A 19,021-nucleotide genomic window follows, 5' to 3' on the forward strand; every position below is an offset into this window, starting at 1 on the left:
CCCCAATTCTGGGGGGAATTAGAATTTCCTTTTCAAAGTTCTTCATTAATCAAAGTCACCTATTAATCAAAGTCCCCCATTATTGGGGGATTTAGGGGGCAGGGAATTTTTGGGGGCAGGGGGATTTTAAGGACGATACAGAGAAATATACAGTTCAGTATGTTATCATTTTTACAACTAAAATCAGAAAATATACCAACTTTTTTTGAATTTATCCGAGTTAATTATACCGTTGTTGTCGCATTTTTCCAAGTCCTACATCAACATCTTTAATTCTGCTTGATAGCGACTGTTTTGAGAGTACAATGGTTAATAACTGCACGTTTGGTTGGTTGACTGTTAAAGCAAGTGTTAAAGGGATTGAGATTAAAATGAGTGAGAAACAAGAAGAATTTCTTTTTACTAAGGATATGTTTGAACATTTACCTGATTTTATAGATAAATTTTCAGAAATAGAAGGTAAACAATTCAGTTCTTCAAAAACACAAGTTTTTTCAAAAATTTTTTCAAACTTAAAAAAAATTTCAAATCTTACATACAACTATCTTGAAAAATCTTTAAAGCATTATCCTAATTTTTCGGTTAGTCAAGCATGGCTTGATAAGTCAAGTAAACCTGACTATGAAATTAGATTATACTTTTTAATTCGTGTATCAGACCAATCGTATATTCATACAGATCATGTCACTATTTTTTCATTAAGTTTAAGCCCTCACAACTTAAAAATACAATCAGAGATTTTGCTTGAAAACACCAAAGATAATATAGCTTTTTTAAAAGGTCGAGTAGAAAGATTAAAAAACACAAATAAAAGATACTGTTGGGGATTAGATATAATGTTTAAAAAAATTTTTCAATCCGTTGGAATTGATGGGGAAATAAGCTCTAAATTTAATTATGATGTGGAAATTAACAAGGAAATAGCCTCTCATATGTCCGTTGATTGCTTTAGGTCTTGCATTGACAAAATTTTTAAAAATACATTTCCTCTAATGTTAATTTCGATGCCTGAAGCTCCTATTTATAACCTATGTACATATCTAAATTATCAGCCTCCATATATTCTAGTTCAATGCTCAATATATACAGGCTTTAAAGTGGAAATCTTAAAACAATGGGTAAAGATAATTAAACGGAAACAACAGGTAATATTTCAAGGGCCACCCGGAACAGGAAAAACATTCATCGCCAAAGAAATCGCTAAACATTTAATAGGAGGTAACGACGGTTTTTCTGAATTGGTTCAGTTTCATCCCGCCTACACCTACGAAGACTTTATGCAGGGAATTCGTCCTCAGACAGAAGACGGACAGTTAACCTATTCAATGGTTCCAGGTCGATTTCTTGAGTTTTGTAAAAAAGCAGAATCTTGTAAAGGATTTTGTGTTCTTATTATTGACGAAATTAATCGGGCGAATTTATCTCAGGTGTTTGGAGAGTTGATGTATTTGTTGGAATATCGAGATGAAAAAATTTGTTTGGCGGGTAGTAATGAACCGTTTGGAATTCCCTCAAATGTTTACATTATTGGAACCATGAACACTGCTGACCGTTCTATTGCGTTGGTTGATAATGCACTTCGTCGCCGCTTTTCTTTTATTACGCTTTCTCCCAATTATGATGTATTGCGTCAATATCATAGAAGTTCTAGTTTTAGTGAATCTTTTATAGAAAAATTAATCGGTATTCTAAAAGATTTGAATGAAACAATTGATGACCCGCATCACGAACTGGGGATTTCATTTTTCTTGGTTGATGACTTGGAAAATAACATTGAGGATATCTGGACGATGGAAATTGAACCCTATTTAGAAGAATATTTTTATGATAATCCAGATAAAATTAAAAATTTTCGCTGGTCTGAAATACAAAAGAACAATTTAAAATTTAAACTTAAAGATTTTGAAGATGAAATTTTCTTGGAAGGTAATCCTTTTTAAGAAGGGTTTATCGAAATAAATCATTCAGGGTAATAAGGGAAATCGATGTTAAACACATTTTAAATGAACCAACCCACAATCATAGAACTCACCGAACACCAACCCAAACTATTTGAACGGGATGAACTTGACCAAGAAATTGCTGAACTCGTTTGGAAAAATTACAAAGATTTAATTGATGTAGACTTTCCCTCTATTAAAACCAACAACAAATATAAACTCAAGCCTAGAGGATGGGTTGGTCAAATTACCCTAACACCCGAACTACACATTTACATCAAGCCAAAAGTTCCCATTTTCAATCTATTCGGAATGTTAGAATATGCTTATCAATTGAAAAGCTTTAAAATCTTTGATCATCAATTTACCCAATGTCAAACCATAGACGATTTTTATAGCAGACTTGCGGCTATTCTCGCGGATAAAATTCTGTCTCGAAGTCGTCGGGGACTTTACCGAACTTATATTCCTGTTAGTAGCCATCTCTCCGCTATTCGCGGAAAAATTGACCTGCGAGAAACGGTTAAAAAACCCTGGAACGTTAAGCTAAAATGTCACTACGATGAACAGACTGCGGATATAGAAGATAACCAGATTTTGCTTTGGACGCTGTACGTTATTGGTCGGACTGGCTTGTGTTCGCCGACAGTTTCTCCGAAAATTAGAAAAGCCTATCACGTTCTTAATGGATTTGTTACTCACCGTTCATTTCAAGGAAAAGATTGTGTTAACCGTTCTTATAATCGTCTGAATCAAGATTATCAAATAATGCACTCACTTTGTCGATTTTTCCTCGATAATTGTGGCGCGTCTCACCAAGTTGGAAACTATACAATGTTCCCCTTTTTGGTAGATATGGCAAAGTTGTATGAGTTGTTTGTTGCAGAATGGCTGAAATTGAATCTTCCCTCTCATTTATCGGTTCGGAGACAAAGTAAACTCAATATTGGGTTTATTATTGATGTAGAAATCTACGAAACTCAGACCGGAAAAACAGTCTATATTATTGATACAAAATATAAAGTTCCTCAAAATTCATCGAGTTCGGATGATAAAATACAAGTAGTAGCCTATGCAGCTTCTAAAATTTGTTCTGAAGCGGTTCTGGTATATCCCAAACCCTTAATCAATCCATTAAATCAACCATCGGGCGAGAGTAACATTTGGGTTCGCAGCCTAACGTTTTCTATCGATGGAGACTTGGAACAAGCGGGTCAAGAATTTCTCAATAATCTGTGTCAATCGGAATAAATTTTCAAGAGATTAGTGTAAATATTACCGCATTTAACGAGTTAAGTAACTCATCAACCCATCAATTAGACGATCACTATCCATCGGTAAAATATCTTCACCATACAGCAGCTTTTGTGTAATCACAAAATGAACCATCGTTCCTAAAAAAATTCGGGCGGCGACTTCAGGATCATCAATTGGAAGTTCGGGACAACTGGCAAATAAATGAGTAATGGCTTGAAAAGCAGTTGCTTTAATTGTACGAGTAAAGTTACGGGCTAACTCGGGAAAACGTCCAGACTCTCCTAAAATAATTCGCATAAAGTCGAGAAATTGTGGATCATTAGTAGAATCTTCAACAATTTTTTTAGCCAACTCACGCAGAATAATTTCTCCTTTTCCTAGAGAGATAGGTTCTTGGAAATGTTGGGGGGTAAACAAATTCTGAAATCTTTTTTCAACTAATTGTTCAATCAAGGCAATAAATAAGCCTTCTTTGTCTTGAAAATAATTGTAAAGCGTTGGTTTTGACACACCTGCTGCGGTGGCTATTCGATCCATACTCGCAGCAGCATACCCAGACAGCATAAACTCTTGCATCGCCCCTTCGAGGATGACTTCCGCTTTTTCAGATGCTTTGGGGCGAGGCGATTTTTGGGGGTTTGAGGATTCTATCATTTTTTTCCAGTTGACAGTCTCTTTTATTTTAACTAAACTGTTTAGTAACGAGACTAAACGGTTCAGTTAAATTTTTGCAATTAAAGGAGTTGCTTCTCATGCAGGATGCAGCCAGAATAACAGAAACAGCCCTGCGAAAGTGGATCACATTCGCCAGTGTCGCCCTTTTAGGAATAGGCGGTGTAGCGATTTATCTCCCCTTGCGATCGCCGTCTACCCCAACCACGCCCGCCGTCACGACGATTACCCCAAAAATCCAAACCGTCACCGCCTTGGGGCGCTTAGAACCCGATGGAGAAGTGATTCAACTCAAAGCCTCGACTTCTACCCAAGAAAGCCGAATTGCTGAATTACGAGTCCAAGAAGGAGATGAAGTCAAAGCCGGAGAGATTGTGGCGATTTTAGATTCTCGCGATCGCTTACAAGCCCAGTTAGAACAAGCCCAAGGAGACGTAGAAGTGGCGAAAGCCCGTCTAGAACAAGTTAAAGCAGGGGCAAAATCTGGAGATCTCGCCGCTCAAAAAGCGCAAATTAGCCGCCTTCAAGCGCAATTACAAGGGGATGAAGCCGCTCAAAAAGCCACCCTCCAACGGATACAAGCTGAGTGGGAAGGAGAACGCAGCGCCCAAGAAGCAACCATTAGCCGTATTCAAGCCCAGTGGGAAGGGGAACGCACAGCCCAAGCAGCCACTATCAGTCGGTTGAGGGCGGAACTCAACAACGCCGAAGCCGAATATCAACGGTATCAACAGTTGTACGCAGAAGGCGCAATTTCTCAATCCTCGTTTGATAGTAAACAGTTAAACGTAGAAACCAGTCGCCAAAAAATTGCCGAAGCGGTCGCAAATTTAGACCGAATTAACCGTACTGCAAAAGAACAAATTATCGAAGCGGTCGCGAATTTAGACCGAATTAATCGCACTGCAAAAGAACAAATTATCGAAGCCGAAGTTACGCTGAGTCGCATCCAAAGTACCGGAAGTCAACAAATTAGTCAAGCGCGATCACAATTAGAAAGTTTAGCAGAAGTTCGCCCTGTTGATGTGCAGGTTGCCCAAACAGAAGTCAATCAAGCGATCGCCGCAGTTAAGCAAGCTGAAGCCAATTTAGCCCAAGTTTATGTACGATCACCCCAAGATGGAGTGGTGATGGATATTCATACTCGCGCGGGGGAAGTTGTTTCTAATGAAGGGATTATCGAGTTAGGGCGCACTCAACAAATGTATGCGATCGCCGAAGTTTATCAAAGCGATATTCAAAAAATTAAACTCGGACAAACTGCCAAGATTACCAGTGAAGCTTTACCGGAAATATTAATAGGAAAAGTAGAACGAATTGATAGCAAAGTGCAACAACAAAGCGTGATTAATACTGATCCGAGTGAAAACATCGATGCAAGAGTTGTGGAAGTTCATGTCCGTTTAGATGATACCTCCAGTCAAACCGCAGCAAAATTTACCAATTTGCAAGTCCAAGTTGAGGTGGAATTATGATTAAAGTGCTGCAACAATTACAACGACGAACACCGCTAGGTTGGTTACAACTCACTCACCATAAAAGTCGCTTGTTTGTGGCAATTTCTGGGATTGCTTTTGCCGATGTATTAATGTTTATGCAACTCGGGTTTCAAGCCTCTCTTTTTGATAGTAATACTCGGATAAGACGGGCTTTAAATGCTGATATTGTGTTAGTGAGTCCCAAAGCCAAAAATACACAAAATTTGTCTACTTTTGCCAGACGAAGACTGTATCAGGCGATGGATGTTCCGGGTGTGGAATCAGCCCATGGGTTTTATTCTCAAACGATTAACTGGAAAAATCCCCAAACTCGTCAAGATAATCCATTACAACTGATTGGATTTGATCCCAATTATCCAGCTTTTAATCTTCCTGAAGTGAATCAACAGCTTGATGAAATTAAAATACCTGATGTGGTGTTATTTGATCGCAAATCTCGGGGTGATTATGATCAAGTCATTACCCAAGTTAGTGAGAATAATTGGGTTTCTACAGAAGCAGAAGGACGGAAAATTACAGTCAAAGGATTATTTTCATTAGGGGCTTCTTTTGGTACAGATGGGATTTTGATTACTAGCGATCAAAACTTTCTGATGTTGTTTCCCCGTCGTGATGCAGGAAGTGTAAGTTTAGGGTTAATTCAGGTTGAACCCGAAGCTGATTCTGTCATTGTGGCTGAAGCTTTGCGATCGCATCTTCCCGAAGATGTGGAAGTGATGACGATTGCTGAATTTATCGAAGATGAACAGAAATATTGGCAAGAAGAAAGTCCAATTGGATTTATTTTTACATTAGGAACGGCGATGGCGTTTATCGTGGGTGTGGTGATTGTTTATCAAATTTTATCAACTGATGTGAGCGCTCATATCCAAGAATATGCCACATTTAAAGCAATGGGTTATCGTCATCGTTATTTATTAGCAATTGTCTTTGAAGAAGCGATTATTTTAGCATTTCTGGGGTTTTTACCTGGATTTATTTTACCAATTGGCTTATATTATGGAGCAGCAAAAGCGACTTCATTACCGATTCAGATGACCCTGATTAGAGCAATTACAGTGTTGATTTTAACGATGATTATGTGTATTATTTCCGGGGCGATTGCCACCCAAAAACTACAATCGGCTGATCCGGCTGATATGTTTTAAATCAAAGTTATTGATTTCATTAGATTTGATATTACTCAACTCCAAAAGCAACAATTAATGATGATGACAGATTCTTCTACTCCAGTTCTTTCTATTAAACATCTTGATCATTTTTTTGGTCAAGGGGAACAACGTAAACAGGCTTTGTTTGATATTAACTTAGAGATTAATGCAGGTGAAATTGTTATTATGACCGGGCCTTCTGGTTCAGGAAAAACAACACTATTAACATTAATTGGAGGGTTAAGATCTGTACAATCAGGTAGCCTGAAATTTTTAGGACAAGAACTTTGTGGGGCGACTTCAAAACAATTAGTTAAAATTCGTCGGCAGGCTGGATATATCTTTCAAGCCCACAATTTACATGGTAGCCTAACCGCTTTGCATAACGTTCGCATGGGGTTAGAAATTCATCCCCAATATTCTGTGAAAAAAATGGAGGAAATGGCAACTCATATTCTCCAAGAAGTCGGATTAGGAAATCGTTTAAATCATTATCCTGATAATCTTTCGGGAGGGCAAAAACAACGGGTAGCAATTGCCAGGGCGTTAGTCAATCATCCTCAGTTACTCCTAGCAGATGAACCCACGGCAGCTTTAGATAGTAAATCTGGACGAGATGTGGTGACGTTAATGCAAAGACTCGCCAAAGAACAAGGTTGTACAATTTTACTTGTTACCCATGATAACCGGATATTGGATGTTGCTGATCGCACTGTTTATATGGAAGATGGAATCTTGAAAAGTAATCAACTCGCCCCCACAAAATAAGCAATATTTTACAAAAATATTGAGGGATAGACAGATGTAGCTATCACTCGTTATATTTGGGAGATGAATAACGAAAGTCGGAAAGTTGTTGCTATTTTCCCCGATCATAATAATTCGGGTATATTACTTTTCCTCTGAATTTCTGAGCGATGTCTATCTTAGAGGAGATGTAATTTACAGGTTCTCACCTTAAGCTAGAGGTATTCCTATCACTTTAGTTTATCAGGGAGGAACCGCTTTGTCAGGTAATTGGACAACTATATTTCATACATTAGTCATCGGAACGCTAGCCTATGTCGTTCTGATTATTTTACTCAGAATTTCAGGAAAACGCACACTTTCTAAGTGGAATGCTTTTGATTTTATCGTTACTGTTGCATTTGGTTCGATTCTGGGAATGATTCTGTTAGCAGAGGATACCAGTTTAATTCAAGGAATCGTTGGGTTTGGTTTATTAGTCATTCTTCAACTTACTGTAAGTTGGCTATCAGTGAACTCTGAACAGATGCAAGCATTGATTAAAGCAAAACCAACTTTATTGCTTTATCAAGGAAATATGATTGCAGAAACGCTTAAAAAAGAACGAATTACACAAGAAGATGTATTAGCAGCTATTCGTTCTCACGGAATTTCAGCCGTAGAAAATGTGGAAGCTGTCGTGCTTGAAACCAATGGTAACTTCAGCGTCATAGAAAAAAATCAAGAAACATCGAGTTCTGCTTTAATTGACGTTCAAGGATATCCAGTTACTCAAAAAGAACTTGCTAAAGTTTAACAGATTTTAATTAAAAAGAAAAGGTGGGGGTCATCTACAATGTCAATCCAAGTGAAAACCCACCTTTGTTATTTCAAAAGTCTTGAACACTCTAAATTTAATTTATTTATACAGATCTATTCAACACAATTTAGATGAATAAAATTGTTTTCTTTTATACAGGTTTAGAACCCATTTTCAGGATAATTATTATTGGGACGTTAGCCTATATTAGTTTGTTATTGCTGTTGCGGGTATCAGGAAAACGAACACTCGCCCAGATGAATGCGTTTGATTTTGTGATTACGGTGGCAATTGGTTCAACCTTTGGTCGATTATTAACCGCAAAAGGGGTTTCTTTGGCTGAAGGTATCACTGCTTTTGGCGTTTTAATTGGATTACAATATATTGTTTCTTGGCTGACAATTAAATCTTCGGCTTTTGCAGATTTAGTCATGGCGAGTCCTTCTTTGCTTTATTTTGACGGACAGTTTATCAACAAAGCGATGAGAGAACAACGTTTAACGAAAAAGAATCTATTAGAAACAGTTCGACAGCAGGGGGTTGTTTCTTTGCAGGATGTGGAAGCCATTATTATGGAACCTGTGGGAAATATTACGATTATTAAAAAGCAAAAGTTTGAACACTCTACAGACAAATCTGCATTAAGTAATATTCTCGATGTTGATTATTAATTTTGTCAGGAAAAACACGAAGACACAAAAATAGAATATTGTTTTATTCGTGAACTTTTCCGTCTGGCATTGTTGCACCTGCTAACTTAATTTGTTCTGAGTAAGCACCACCTAATTTAGCATTTGTCAAGTCTGCGCCAGACAAATCAGCATTACGCAATCTAGATGCACGCAAGTCTGCTGAATTTAATTCTGCTCCTAATAACTTCGCACTGTCAAGATCTGCTTGACGTAAATCAGCTTCTTTTAGGTTAGTTGTAATTAAATTGGCTTGGGTTAAACTAGCTTCTTTCAAATCAGCCTTGTTCAAATTTGCGCGATTCAAATTGATTGAATTCATAGATGCTCCTGTCAGTTTTGCTGAACTTAAATTAGCATCTCTTAAATCAGAATTCTTCAAGTTTGATAAACTTAAATTAGCTCCACTCAAGTCTGCTTCACTTAAATTGACCCCACTTAAATCTGCATTAACTAAGCTAATATTCTTTAGGGACACCCCAGAAGCTATTAAATATGCTCCAGCTTTTACCGGATCAAAGCCTTCGGGAAAAATAGTCCGAGCATTATAAATAGCTTTTTGAAGTTTCACTCCATTTAATTTTGCTCCTGTCAGATTTGTCCACAATAAATTTGTATTACTCAAATCAGCATTAATTAAGTTGGCTTGCATCAATTTTACTTCGCGTAAATTCAACCCATTTAAGTTAGATTGACTTAAGTTTGCTTCGGTAAAGTTTGTTTCTTTTGAAATTTTTATTTTGCTGATATCAGTGTTACATAACTGTACTTTACTTAAGTTAGCAAATGTTAAATTCGCATATCTTAAATCAGACCTTATGAGTTTAGCTTGCTCTAAATTCGTAGAAGTTAAAATAGCTTCTGTAAGTTTTGCTCTTTTTAAATTAGCTTTGCTCAAATTTACTCCCCCAAGATTTATGTTGCTTAAATTGGCATCTTTTAAATTTGCACCTGATAAATTAATGTGACTACCTAACCTCTGTCCACTCAAATCAACACCTGCTAAATTAATCCCGGTAAAATCTCGTTCGCCTTCGTTATAACGCCTTAAAAACTCCTCAGCAGTAACAGGAGGTTCTTGACTTTCTTCAAAATCCTCGTCTTCGTCATCCTCGTCAAAATCTTCAGTTTCAACAATTCCTTCTAAATATTCCGCTTCATTTAACCGTTCAATATTGGCTGAAAACCGTTGAATAATCTCACTTTTCTCTGTTTCCTCAGTCTCATCAAAACGGTGAATTAACCCTTGAATAATCTGCAAATCTGTTGTTCTAATTCCCACTTCTCGTTCCGCACTTTGAACCCCAGAGGTTAATACATTGTGACTTCCAACCATCGCAAAGCTAAAATCACAAACGATATACTTCTCATGGGTTCCCAACAATTTCAAGTGAAATAGATCGGGGTATTCCTGTTCTAACTTTTGTAAATCGCCCAGAGCATTATAGCGCCAACCTTTACCAATTTTTTTGCGATCGCCCAAATATCCCCAACCAATATCGATTTGACAATTGCGGTTAAGACAATCTCGGATTTTTTGTAGCAAATGCTCATTAATGCTGTTACAATTTAACCAAGGACAGACTATAATTAACCGTTCTTCTGCGGTTTCTAACGCTTCAATTAAAACTTCCCGACTTCCCGAACGATCAAACACTAACTCTGACTTGGGTTGAGAAACAATCACCTCAGTTTCTAATAACGGTATTGTCGGGATAATATCAACAGAAATGGGTCTATCTGTCTCTGGAGAGGAGGAAATACTTACCCGATTTTCACACAATTCATCTAGACGTTTTTGTAATTCTGCTAACTGTTGGAGTTCGGGTCTTGTGTTAAACTGTTGAGTGTATTTATCTAGACGAAGTTTGAGGGTCGCAATGTATTTTTTGAGTTGAACTTGCTGCTGTTCAAGTTGTGAAATTCGTGTGACTAAATCTGGTTTGGGGTCAGAAGACATAGTTCAGAAAAAAAACAAGGTCAAGGGAGTCTCTTGACCTAGCTTACCTCAAAATCCGGCGCGAACTTACAACCGTTTCAACATCAAACTTCCAGTTTCCGGAAAACCCAGACTATTCGGTTCACCAAACCGCCAATGTTGTTGATATTGGTTGAGATAATTTTGACCCACAATTCCATCAACCCCTAATAAATCTAACAACTCATTATTTAAAACAACTCCATCTAAATTAGTTGACTCATAACCTTGTAACTTGATAGAAGATAGGCTAACTTTCTGACCCATTTCTTGACCACAAAACCCGCGAACATCAATATTTTCCGCATTATCTAAATCAATTGATAAAGTATTAGCTAAACGGTTAGAAAGTACCATCACATCTGCACCCGTATCTAATAAAAAATTATAAGGCCCTTTACCATTCACAAACACTTCTGTAGTCATTACACCCATTTTTCCGGTTAACGGAACACCTCCCGCAACAGTATTTGAACGGGGTAAAAGTTGTAAACTAGAATTTTTAGGATTAATCACAACATCAAAACTTTTAAGAAAATCCAACCCCAAAACTCCCGCTACATCTCCCGGAATAGCCGTTTTTGGTAATCCCATTCCGTTCATTCCTTCTACGGTTGCCGCATCAACTTTAATCGCGGGTAAACTGTGTAAAGTCGCTTTGATATTAGAACAGTCATCACCCACTACAAAATAAGCTAAAATATCACTAGGAAGGGTTGTGCCTGTTAGTCCTAACTGTTGAACAATCGGTTCAGATAAAATTGAATTTGATGCCCCTGTATCCAATAAAAATCTTTGCGGTTTTCCGCCCACAATGACCGGAACTGTATAAACAAAACTCTCAGGAACCGCCTCTAATTTGACCGAAGCTTGTCCTTGACTGACTGTCGCCGGAAGGGTGACATTCATCGCCGTTAAAATGGCATTCATCCGATCATTAGCATCAGTTCTGACTTTGCCATCAGGCGTGAGAACAATCACCCGAATTGTACACTGCATGGATGCAGCTTGTAGTGCCTCTAAAGACTCAGGTTCGTTGTTGGGCATGGCATTTCTCATACATTGAGAAAGTTCTTGAACCAGTTGTTTTCCGAGGTCTTCTGATGAGTCTGGAGGTCGAACTCCGGGTGGAGAAACAGGTTCAGAAACAGGTTCAGAAACAGGATTTGAATAGTCGCGATTAAATCGATTATTGGGATCTTGAGGATTTTCAGCTATGGAGGGTAAAAAGGTTAACGTAATGGTTCCCAAAGCAGTAAGGAGAGTTAAACCTGATTTTAGATAAGATAAACGTTTCATTTGAAGTTAAATGTGAGGTAATTTAATCATGTTGTAGGGGAAGGTTCATATCAGTCAGCAGTCACCCGTTTTTTCAGTTATCAGTTTACCCAAATAATTTTTAACTCCTGAACTTCTGAACTTCTAACTTATGACCTCACGACTTATGACTTTTGTAAGCCTCGCGGCAAGAGCGAACACGCTTACTCCTCAGACTGTGATACCCTAAAAAAAGTTCAATCGTCCTGAACTCAATTTGTTTGTTTTTACAGAATTAGACTGATGTTTCCCCTTAAACTCGAAAAATTATTCTTACCTCTAGGAATTGTAGCAATTGGAGCGATCGCACTGTATGCTTACAATAGTGCTATTGCTGCCCCTTTACCGAAAGGCTTTCCAGCGCCCACAGATGAAGGTCGAATCGAAGTGAAGCGTTATCCGGCTTATCGAGCAGCAACAGTTCGATATACAGGTGATTTATCGATGGCAACTTTTCGGGCATTTGATCCCCTTTTTCGCCATATCAATGATAACGAGATTTCCATGACCTCTCCAGTAGAAACCCGTTATCCCATCTCTACCCTAGACCCCAACAATACGAACAGAAATGGTGAAGCGTGGGTTTCCTTCCTGTACCGTGACACTGACACTTACCCCAAAGAAATAGCAGACAATATCGAAGTCGAAGATATTCCCCCGATGACTGTCGTTAGTTTGGGACTGCGAGGAAGCTACGACTACAGCAGTTATCAAGACAATATCAAAAAACTACACAATTGGTTAAAACAAAACCCTCAATATAGCGTGGTTGGAGAACCCCGACGGTTTTTCTATGACTCGCCCTTTATACCCGAAGCCCTCAAACGCAGCGAAATTCAAATTCCTATCGAAGAAATAGAAGAAATAGAAGAAACAGAAAAAACACCTGAAACTGAGCCATAATCGCTTAAGATTGAAAAAGGCTACGCTTGGGAGTCTAAGCTATGACAGATCCTCAGATTTCAGCCATTATTTGTACACACAATCGTGATCTCTATTTGGGAGCGGCGATTGATAGTTTACTCACACAGGACTTTGAAGACTATGAAGTGATTGTAGTCGATAATGCCTCCACCGATCGCACACGCGAAGTGACCGCAGCCCGACAACATCATCCGAAGTTAACCTACGTTTACGAAGGGGTAACAGGATTATCCGTCGCCCGCAACCGAGGGGCAAAAGAAGCCAAAAGCCCAATTATCGCCTATCTTGATGATGATGCTGTCGCCACACCACAATGGTTGGGGATATTACATCAAGCTTATCAACAAGACGAGAAATTAGCGATCGCAGGCGGTAAAGTAACGCTATTATGGCCAGAAGGGATTCACGCCCCCCAATGGTTATCGGAAGGTTTAGCAGGTAATCTCGGGGCCTATGATTTAGGAAATGAAGTCGTTTCCATTACCAAGCCTGGTTTAACGCCTAGAGGGTTAAATTACTCCCTGCGTCGTACCTTTTTAGACCAAATAGGCGGGTTTGACCCCAACTTAGGCCGTGTGGGAAAACGGTTACTCTCTAACGAAGAACTTCACATGACCGAATTGGCGTTAAAAAAAGGCTGGAAAGTTGCCTATCTTCCTGAAGCCTTAGTCGCCCATAACGTCGCCCCAGATCGAGTAAACCGCAGTTGGTTTATGGAAAGAGGCTGGTGGCAAGGAATTAGTGAATGTTACCGAGAACAACTCGCAGGTGAAGCCGGTTGGGGTCAGTTAGGTCGTGGGGGAGAACGAATTGTCAGAGGATTGTACAAATCCGTTAAGAATTTAAGCGATCCTGCACAACGGTTTGATAATTTCGTGTATGCTTACGGTCAGATTGGTTATTTAGGGGCTGCCATTGCTGGAATTATCACCTCAAAATCCCAAGAGCATTAGCTTCACAGCGAGAAGCCCCACACCTGAAACGCAGTGTCAGTGTGGGATGAATCGCCCTTGAGGTTGTTAATTCTCCAGATTAAGTTATAATAAATTGCATTCGCTCTAATTTGCCGAATGAGAAACGTAGCAAAAGTCAGACTATATCCAACAGATGAACAGAAACAAGCTCTTGCAAAAGCGTTTGGCTCTGTCCGTTGGGTGTGGAATTACTGTCTTGCGCTAAACAACCAAGCCTATAAAGAAACAGGTCAGGGAATCTCAGGAATGCAACTCAAGAAACAGTTACCAATTCTTAAGAAGAAAGAAGAAACAGCCTGGTTAAAGGAAACCTATTCACAATGCTTACAGCAGTCTGTTTTAAATCTTTCCAGAGCTTTTGTCAACTTCTTTGAAGGTCGAGCCAAGTTCCCTCGATTTAAGAGTCGCCATGAAAAGCAATCGATTCAGTACCCTCAAAATGTCAAGATTGTTGACAGTCATTTAAGTTTTCCTGTTCTTGGCAAAATCAAAGCCAATATTCACCGAAAATTTGATGGCAATATCAAAACAGTCACAATAACAAAGACAAGAACGGAGAAGTATTACGCTTCAATTTTATTTGAGAACGAGGAAGCCGAACCGCAGACTTCTGACGAGGGAAAAGCGATAGGATTAGACCTGGGACTCACCCACTTTTTGATTACAAGTGAGGGGTCTAAATACGAAAATCCTCGGCATTTTAAAAAGCATGAACGTAATTTAAAGCGAAAGCAGCAGAAATTATCTCGCAAGCAAAAAGGCTCCAATTCCCGGAATAAAGCCAGGAAATTGGTAGCAAGAGCGCACGAGAAAATCTTCTTTGCGAGACAAGACTTCCTACATAAACTGTCTCGCAAGATTGTCAACGAGAACCAAGTGATAATCGCTGAAAATCTTAATGTAAAGGGTATGGTACGCAACCACAATCTAGCCAAAGCAATTAGTGATTGTGGTTGGGGAAAGTTCTTGAATTTTGTCAATTACAAAGCAAAACGGGACGGAAAAACCTACCTAGAAATAGATCGGTTTTTTCCGTCCTCAAAGACTTGTAATGTTTGTCTGAATGTTGTTGAAAGTCTGCCACTTGATGTTCGTCGTTGGGAGTGCAATCATTGTCACACCCAACATGATCGTGATATCAACGCGGCTCTCAATATCAGAGATGAGGGATTGAGAGTTATCGCCGCAGACCCAGATCGACAATTCCTCGCCCCTGGGACGGGGGTGACTGCCAGTGGAGGAAGTGTAAGACCAACCAAAGGACGAAAGTCCTCTGTGCGGCAACTTCCGATCAATGATCAATCTAATGATGCTTCGACCAAGGTTGATCAAAAAGCTGGAAGCCTACGCTAGAAAGCGAAGCGTCTGCGTAGGTAGTTCACAGTGGAAAGGAGAGAGGTTCAATACTCATATTCTCTTGATATATTCTCTATTGTTCTCTACATCCTACAGTTTGTGACACTGTGGACACGCATCTAATTTTTTTGTAAAACTATTACTGGAAACTTTTCGCCATGACCTCAACTGCATCTAAGATTCCGGTTTCCGTTCTGATTCCTGCTAAAGACGAAGAAGAAAACTTACCCGCTTGTTTAGCCAGTGTTGCCAGAGCAGACGAAATCTTTGTGGTAGACTCTCAAAGTGAAGATCGTACCGTCGAAATCTCTGAAAGTCACGGTGCGAAAGTTGTACAATTTCATTTTAACGGAAACTGGCCAAAAAAGAAAAATTGGTCGTTAGAAAACTTACCCTTTCGTAATGATTGGGTTTTAATTGTAGACTGCGATGAACGCATTACTCCCGAACTTTGGGATGAAATCGAAGTGATGACTCAAAATCCTGAATTTTGTGGTTATTACATCAATCGACGGGTTTTCTTTTTAGGGGCTTGGATTCGTCACGGGGGCAAATATCCCGATTGGAATCTGCGTTTATTTAAGCACAAACAGGGTTGCTACGAAAACCTAAAAACAGAAGGAGTTCGTAATACTGGAGATAACGAAGTTCACGAACACGTTGTCATGTCAGGCTCCGAAAAAGTCGGCTATCTGAAAAATGATATGCTCCATGAAGACTTCCGAGATATGTTTCACTGGATTGCTCGACATAATCGTTATTCTAACTGGGAAGCTCGCGTCTACTATAATATATTGACCGGACAAGATGAAAGTGATACTATCGGCGCAAACTTGTTTGGAGATGCGGTTCAACGCAAACGATTCTTAAAAAAAGTTTGGGTCAGACTTCCGTTTAAACCCTTTTTGCGATTTGTATTGTTTTATATCCTACGACTCGGTTTTTTAGATGGTCGAGCGGGTTATATTTATGGTCGTTTACTCAGTCAATATGAATATCAAATCGGCGTAAAACTCTATGAATTGCGGACATTTGGCGGTCATTTAAACGTTAGCAAAGCACCAACTGAAAATAACACAAATCAAGTCCCCTCTGTTCCCCAAGCGGTTCAGAAATAGTAACCTTTGGAGGCGTTATCGATAACGTCTCTCCACCTAATTATTGATTATGATCGACACTCAACAAACAACATCCTGGGTTGATTTACGTCAATACGACCAATCGAATTTTGATCGAGGAAAACCCGGTTGGTTTATTTTATTGTGGTGGTTTGTACAAGCGGTTACTTTTCCACTAACGTTACATTCTTTGAGTGGAATTCGCTGTTGGATATTGAGGCGGTTTGGGGCGAATATTGGTCAAGGCGTTCTCATCCGTCCGACTGCTCGTTTTACCTATCCCTGGAAAGTAACAATCGGGAATTATAGTTGGATTGGCGATGATGTTGTACTTTATAGTTTAGATCAGATTAATATTGGTCAACACTGCGTCATTTCCCAAAAAAGTTATCTTTGTACCGGAAGTCACGAGATTACAGACCCCGCTTTTGGACTGAAAACCGCTTCTATTACCCTAGAAGATGGTGCTTGGGTTGCCGCAGACTGCTTTATTGCCCCCGGAGTCGTGATTGGTTCTAATGCTGTGATAGCCGCCCGGAGTAGTGTGTTTAGCGATATGCCCCCCGGTCAAGTTTGTATCGGAACTCCTTGTCGTCCTCGCTATGCACGTTTGATGGCTGTTAAAAGTTCAGCCGAAAAGTCAGAAAAAAACTAAAGCTAAACTTTAGGATTAATCTCAAAGATAGATACAAAACCATAGAATTTGTATGATAATTAAGTTTTAACAAATCTGAGGACTGGAAAAAACCATCGAATCAAGATAAAAAATATCACAATAATCATTTTATTCATACTTCTTTAAAACAGATCAAACTTTTTAAAATAGAAAAGATGATCTCTAAAGAATCATTCCGGTTAAATTAGATGACTCACCGTCTATCAAAAGATATATATAAAGAGAAAGATTTTTGTCTATTTAGATAGAGGTCAATTCAGTTTTCCTCCAGTAAATTGTAAGAATAACTCCTAAAAAAAGGCGTTCTAAAATAAAATTCCCTTCAGGGAGGAAAACAAATGGTTTTAAGACCCAATAAAAGAGCAGTTGGTACATTTCCCAACCGCAGAGATACAGAAAAGGCACTCCACGAACTGAGAGATTCTGGCTTTCCGATGGATAGAGTATCCATCATTACCCAAGACTCAGAAGCACCCAACCGCATCGGTGAAACAGAAGTTCACGATCACCATCATGGAAATAAAGCCGATGACGGTGCCAAAGCAGGAGTGCTTACAGGCGGTGCATTAGGCGGTTTAACAGGTTTATTAGTCGGTCTGGGTGCCTTGGCTATCCCGGGCATCGGGCCAATTATGCTTGCAGGTGCAACCGCAACAACGATTGCAACAACAGCAGCAGGCGGGGCAATTGGGGCAGCCGCAGGCGGTTTAATTGGGGCGCTCGTTGGTTTAGGAATCCCGGAAGAACACGCTAGAACCTACAACGAACGAGTGTCAAAGGGACATTACTTGGTGATGATCGACGGAACTGACGATGAAATCCATCGCGCTGAAACCGTCTTACACCGTCAAGGAATTCGAGATTGGGGTGTTTTTGACATTCCCGCCTCAGAGTATCGTGATCAAACGGATGAACCTCTAACCCCTCAATATCACGACTATCGTGCAATTGGTGTATTTCCCCGTCGCCGAGATGCCGATGCAGCACTCGATGAACTGATCAATGCAGGCTTTCCTGCTCGTCAAGTTTATCTCGTCGGGCGCGACTATGACCATCACCCCAACCGCCACGGTTTTCACATTCATAACCGCTTTGATAACCGATTTTTAGGATTTCTTGGCGATCGCAACCGTTTCTTCAATGATCGCTTTGAACGAGGAGACTATCTAATCGTTGTTGAAGGAAGCCCAGAAGAAATCCGCACCGCCGAAACCCTATTCAATCGTCGAGAAATTAAAGAATGGGCTATTTTTAAACGACCTGAAAATGAGCGATCAGATACCAATATTCATACTTTTAGCACAGCTAGAACCGGTTCTGAGTCGCTTCCTTACAAACATGGTGTCGGCATCTTTTCTACTCGTCAAGAAGCTGAATATGCCCTGACAGAACTCAAAAATGTTGATTTTCCGATGAGGAATGTTTCTGTTGTGGCTCACGATTCTAATCAAATGAATCGGATTCCTGATATTAATCGCATGGATCGTGTGGATAACTATGCAGGTTTAGGAATTTTTGAAGATCGTGCCAAACATTATCATAATCACATTGGTCAAGGTCATTATTTAGTGATTGTTGAAGGTACGGATAATGATCTGCGCCAAGTTCAATCTATTCTCAACCGTCAAGGAATTCAAGAGTTTGGAATTTACGATCCCACTACGATCAATCACAACACTTCAACTTCAGGACGAATTGAAACCGATAGCGAACACGCTCAAGTGATCAGTCGCGATCCTAAAGTGAAAGTCGTTGATCATCGCGATCGCAAATTCTAGAGGAGATTGAGAAAACTATTCTCTTTCTAAAACCTTAAATTTTGGGGGCAAGGTAATCGAATGGCTTGCTCCTTTTCACTCCCTACTTTTTGTAAGTTTTCACGAGTTTTTAACTTTTATTTCTCACCGATAAGGTCATAAAAACC

General features: G+C 39.5%; 16 protein-coding genes. 13 read left to right on the forward strand and 3 right to left on the reverse strand.

Annotation, left to right across the window (positions count from 1 at the left end; genetic code table 11):
- Positions 1-305: 305 nt before the first annotated feature.
- The gene (locus M595_RS21425; RefSeq protein ID WP_023068569.1) at positions 306-1,940 is read left to right on the forward strand and encodes an McrB family protein; all 1,635 of its coding nucleotides are present in this window, start codon (positions 306-308) and stop codon (positions 1,938-1,940) included.
- 63 nt (positions 1,941-2,003) lie between these two features.
- Positions 2,004-3,191, forward strand: a complete 1,188-nt coding sequence (locus tag M595_RS21430; protein WP_023068591.1) for an McrC family protein — start codon at positions 2,004-2,006, stop codon at positions 3,189-3,191.
- A gap of 33 nt (positions 3,192-3,224) precedes the next feature.
- Here M595_RS21430 and M595_RS21435 read toward each other — a convergent pair whose 3' ends face one another.
- Positions 3,225-3,851, reverse strand: coding sequence for a TetR/AcrR family transcriptional regulator (locus M595_RS21435; protein WP_023068572.1), 627 nt, complete (start codon positions 3,849-3,851; stop codon positions 3,225-3,227).
- A 98-nt stretch (positions 3,852-3,949) separates the two neighbouring features.
- Here M595_RS21435 and M595_RS21440 point away from each other — a divergent pair, with 98 nt between their 5' ends.
- The 5 genes from M595_RS21440 (at position 3,950) to M595_RS21460 (ending at position 8,736) form a co-directional block, all read left to right on the forward strand.
- The gene (locus M595_RS21440; protein ID WP_023068580.1) at positions 3,950-5,344 is read left to right on the forward strand and encodes an efflux RND transporter periplasmic adaptor subunit; all 1,395 of its coding nucleotides are present in this window, start codon (positions 3,950-3,952) and stop codon (positions 5,342-5,344) included.
- Positions 5,341-6,516, forward strand: coding sequence for an ABC transporter permease DevC (devC, locus tag M595_RS21445; protein ID WP_023068578.1), 1,176 nt, complete (start codon positions 5,341-5,343; stop codon positions 6,514-6,516). The genes M595_RS21440 and devC overlap by 4 nt, the downstream gene beginning before the upstream one ends.
- Before the next feature lie 63 nt (positions 6,517-6,579).
- Positions 6,580-7,287 (forward strand): DevA family ABC transporter ATP-binding protein, encoded by a 708-nt coding sequence (locus M595_RS21450; RefSeq protein ID WP_040484473.1) that lies wholly within the window; start codon positions 6,580-6,582, stop codon positions 7,285-7,287.
- A gap of 238 nt (positions 7,288-7,525) precedes the next feature.
- Positions 7,526-8,062 carry a DUF421 domain-containing protein gene (locus M595_RS21455; RefSeq protein ID WP_023068581.1) on the forward strand — a complete coding sequence of 179 codons (537 nt, stop codon included), beginning with the start codon at positions 7,526-7,528 and terminating at the stop codon, positions 8,060-8,062.
- A 134-nt stretch (positions 8,063-8,196) separates the two neighbouring features.
- Complete coding sequence (locus tag M595_RS21460) at positions 8,197-8,736, forward strand: DUF421 domain-containing protein (protein WP_023068585.1); 540 nt, start codon at positions 8,197-8,199, stop codon at positions 8,734-8,736.
- Between the two features lie 43 nt (positions 8,737-8,779).
- Here the strand turns inward: M595_RS21460 and M595_RS21465 are convergent, their stop codons facing one another.
- Together M595_RS21465 and M595_RS21470 are read right to left on the reverse strand one after the other, a co-directional pair.
- On the reverse strand, positions 8,780-10,714 hold the full coding sequence (locus M595_RS21465) for a pentapeptide repeat-containing protein (RefSeq protein WP_023068584.1): 1,935 nt from the start codon (positions 10,712-10,714) through the stop codon (positions 8,780-8,782).
- A gap of 66 nt (positions 10,715-10,780) precedes the next feature.
- The gene (locus tag M595_RS21470; protein WP_023068589.1) at positions 10,781-12,031 is read right to left on the reverse strand and encodes a retropepsin-like aspartic protease; all 1,251 of its coding nucleotides are present in this window, start codon (positions 12,029-12,031) and stop codon (positions 10,781-10,783) included.
- A gap of 261 nt (positions 12,032-12,292) precedes the next feature.
- Between M595_RS21470 and M595_RS21475 the strand changes: the two genes are divergently transcribed.
- From M595_RS21475 to M595_RS31905, 6 genes are all read left to right on the forward strand, one after another.
- The gene (locus M595_RS21475; RefSeq protein WP_023068570.1) at positions 12,293-12,952 is read left to right on the forward strand and encodes a heme-binding protein; all 660 of its coding nucleotides are present in this window, start codon (positions 12,293-12,295) and stop codon (positions 12,950-12,952) included.
- 41 nt (positions 12,953-12,993) lie between these two features.
- Positions 12,994-13,926, forward strand: a complete 933-nt coding sequence (locus M595_RS21480) for a glycosyltransferase family 2 protein (RefSeq protein WP_023068588.1) — start codon at positions 12,994-12,996, stop codon at positions 13,924-13,926.
- 117 nt (positions 13,927-14,043) lie between these two features.
- Positions 14,044-15,300: an RNA-guided endonuclease InsQ/TnpB family protein gene (locus M595_RS21485; protein WP_023068564.1), complete on the forward strand. Its 1,257-nt coding sequence runs from the start codon at positions 14,044-14,046 to the stop codon at positions 15,298-15,300.
- 161 nt (positions 15,301-15,461) lie between these two features.
- Positions 15,462-16,421: a glycosyltransferase family 2 protein gene (locus M595_RS21490; RefSeq protein ID WP_023068577.1), complete on the forward strand. Its 960-nt coding sequence runs from the start codon at positions 15,462-15,464 to the stop codon at positions 16,419-16,421.
- Between the two features lie 49 nt (positions 16,422-16,470).
- Positions 16,471-17,076 carry a hormogonium polysaccharide biosynthesis acetyltransferase HpsU gene (gene hpsU / locus M595_RS21495; RefSeq protein WP_023068571.1) on the forward strand — a complete coding sequence of 202 codons (606 nt, stop codon included), beginning with the start codon at positions 16,471-16,473 and terminating at the stop codon, positions 17,074-17,076.
- 359 nt (positions 17,077-17,435) lie between these two features.
- Positions 17,436-18,875 carry a general stress protein gene (locus M595_RS31905; protein WP_023068586.1) on the forward strand — a complete coding sequence of 480 codons (1,440 nt, stop codon included), beginning with the start codon at positions 17,436-17,438 and terminating at the stop codon, positions 18,873-18,875.
- The last annotated feature ends 146 nt before the right edge of the window (positions 18,876-19,021 follow it).

Origin of the sequence: Lyngbya aestuarii BL J (assembly GCF_000478195.2) — a bacterium.
Classification (GTDB): Bacteria; Cyanobacteriota; Cyanobacteriia; order Cyanobacteriales; family Microcoleaceae; genus Capilliphycus; species Capilliphycus aestuarii.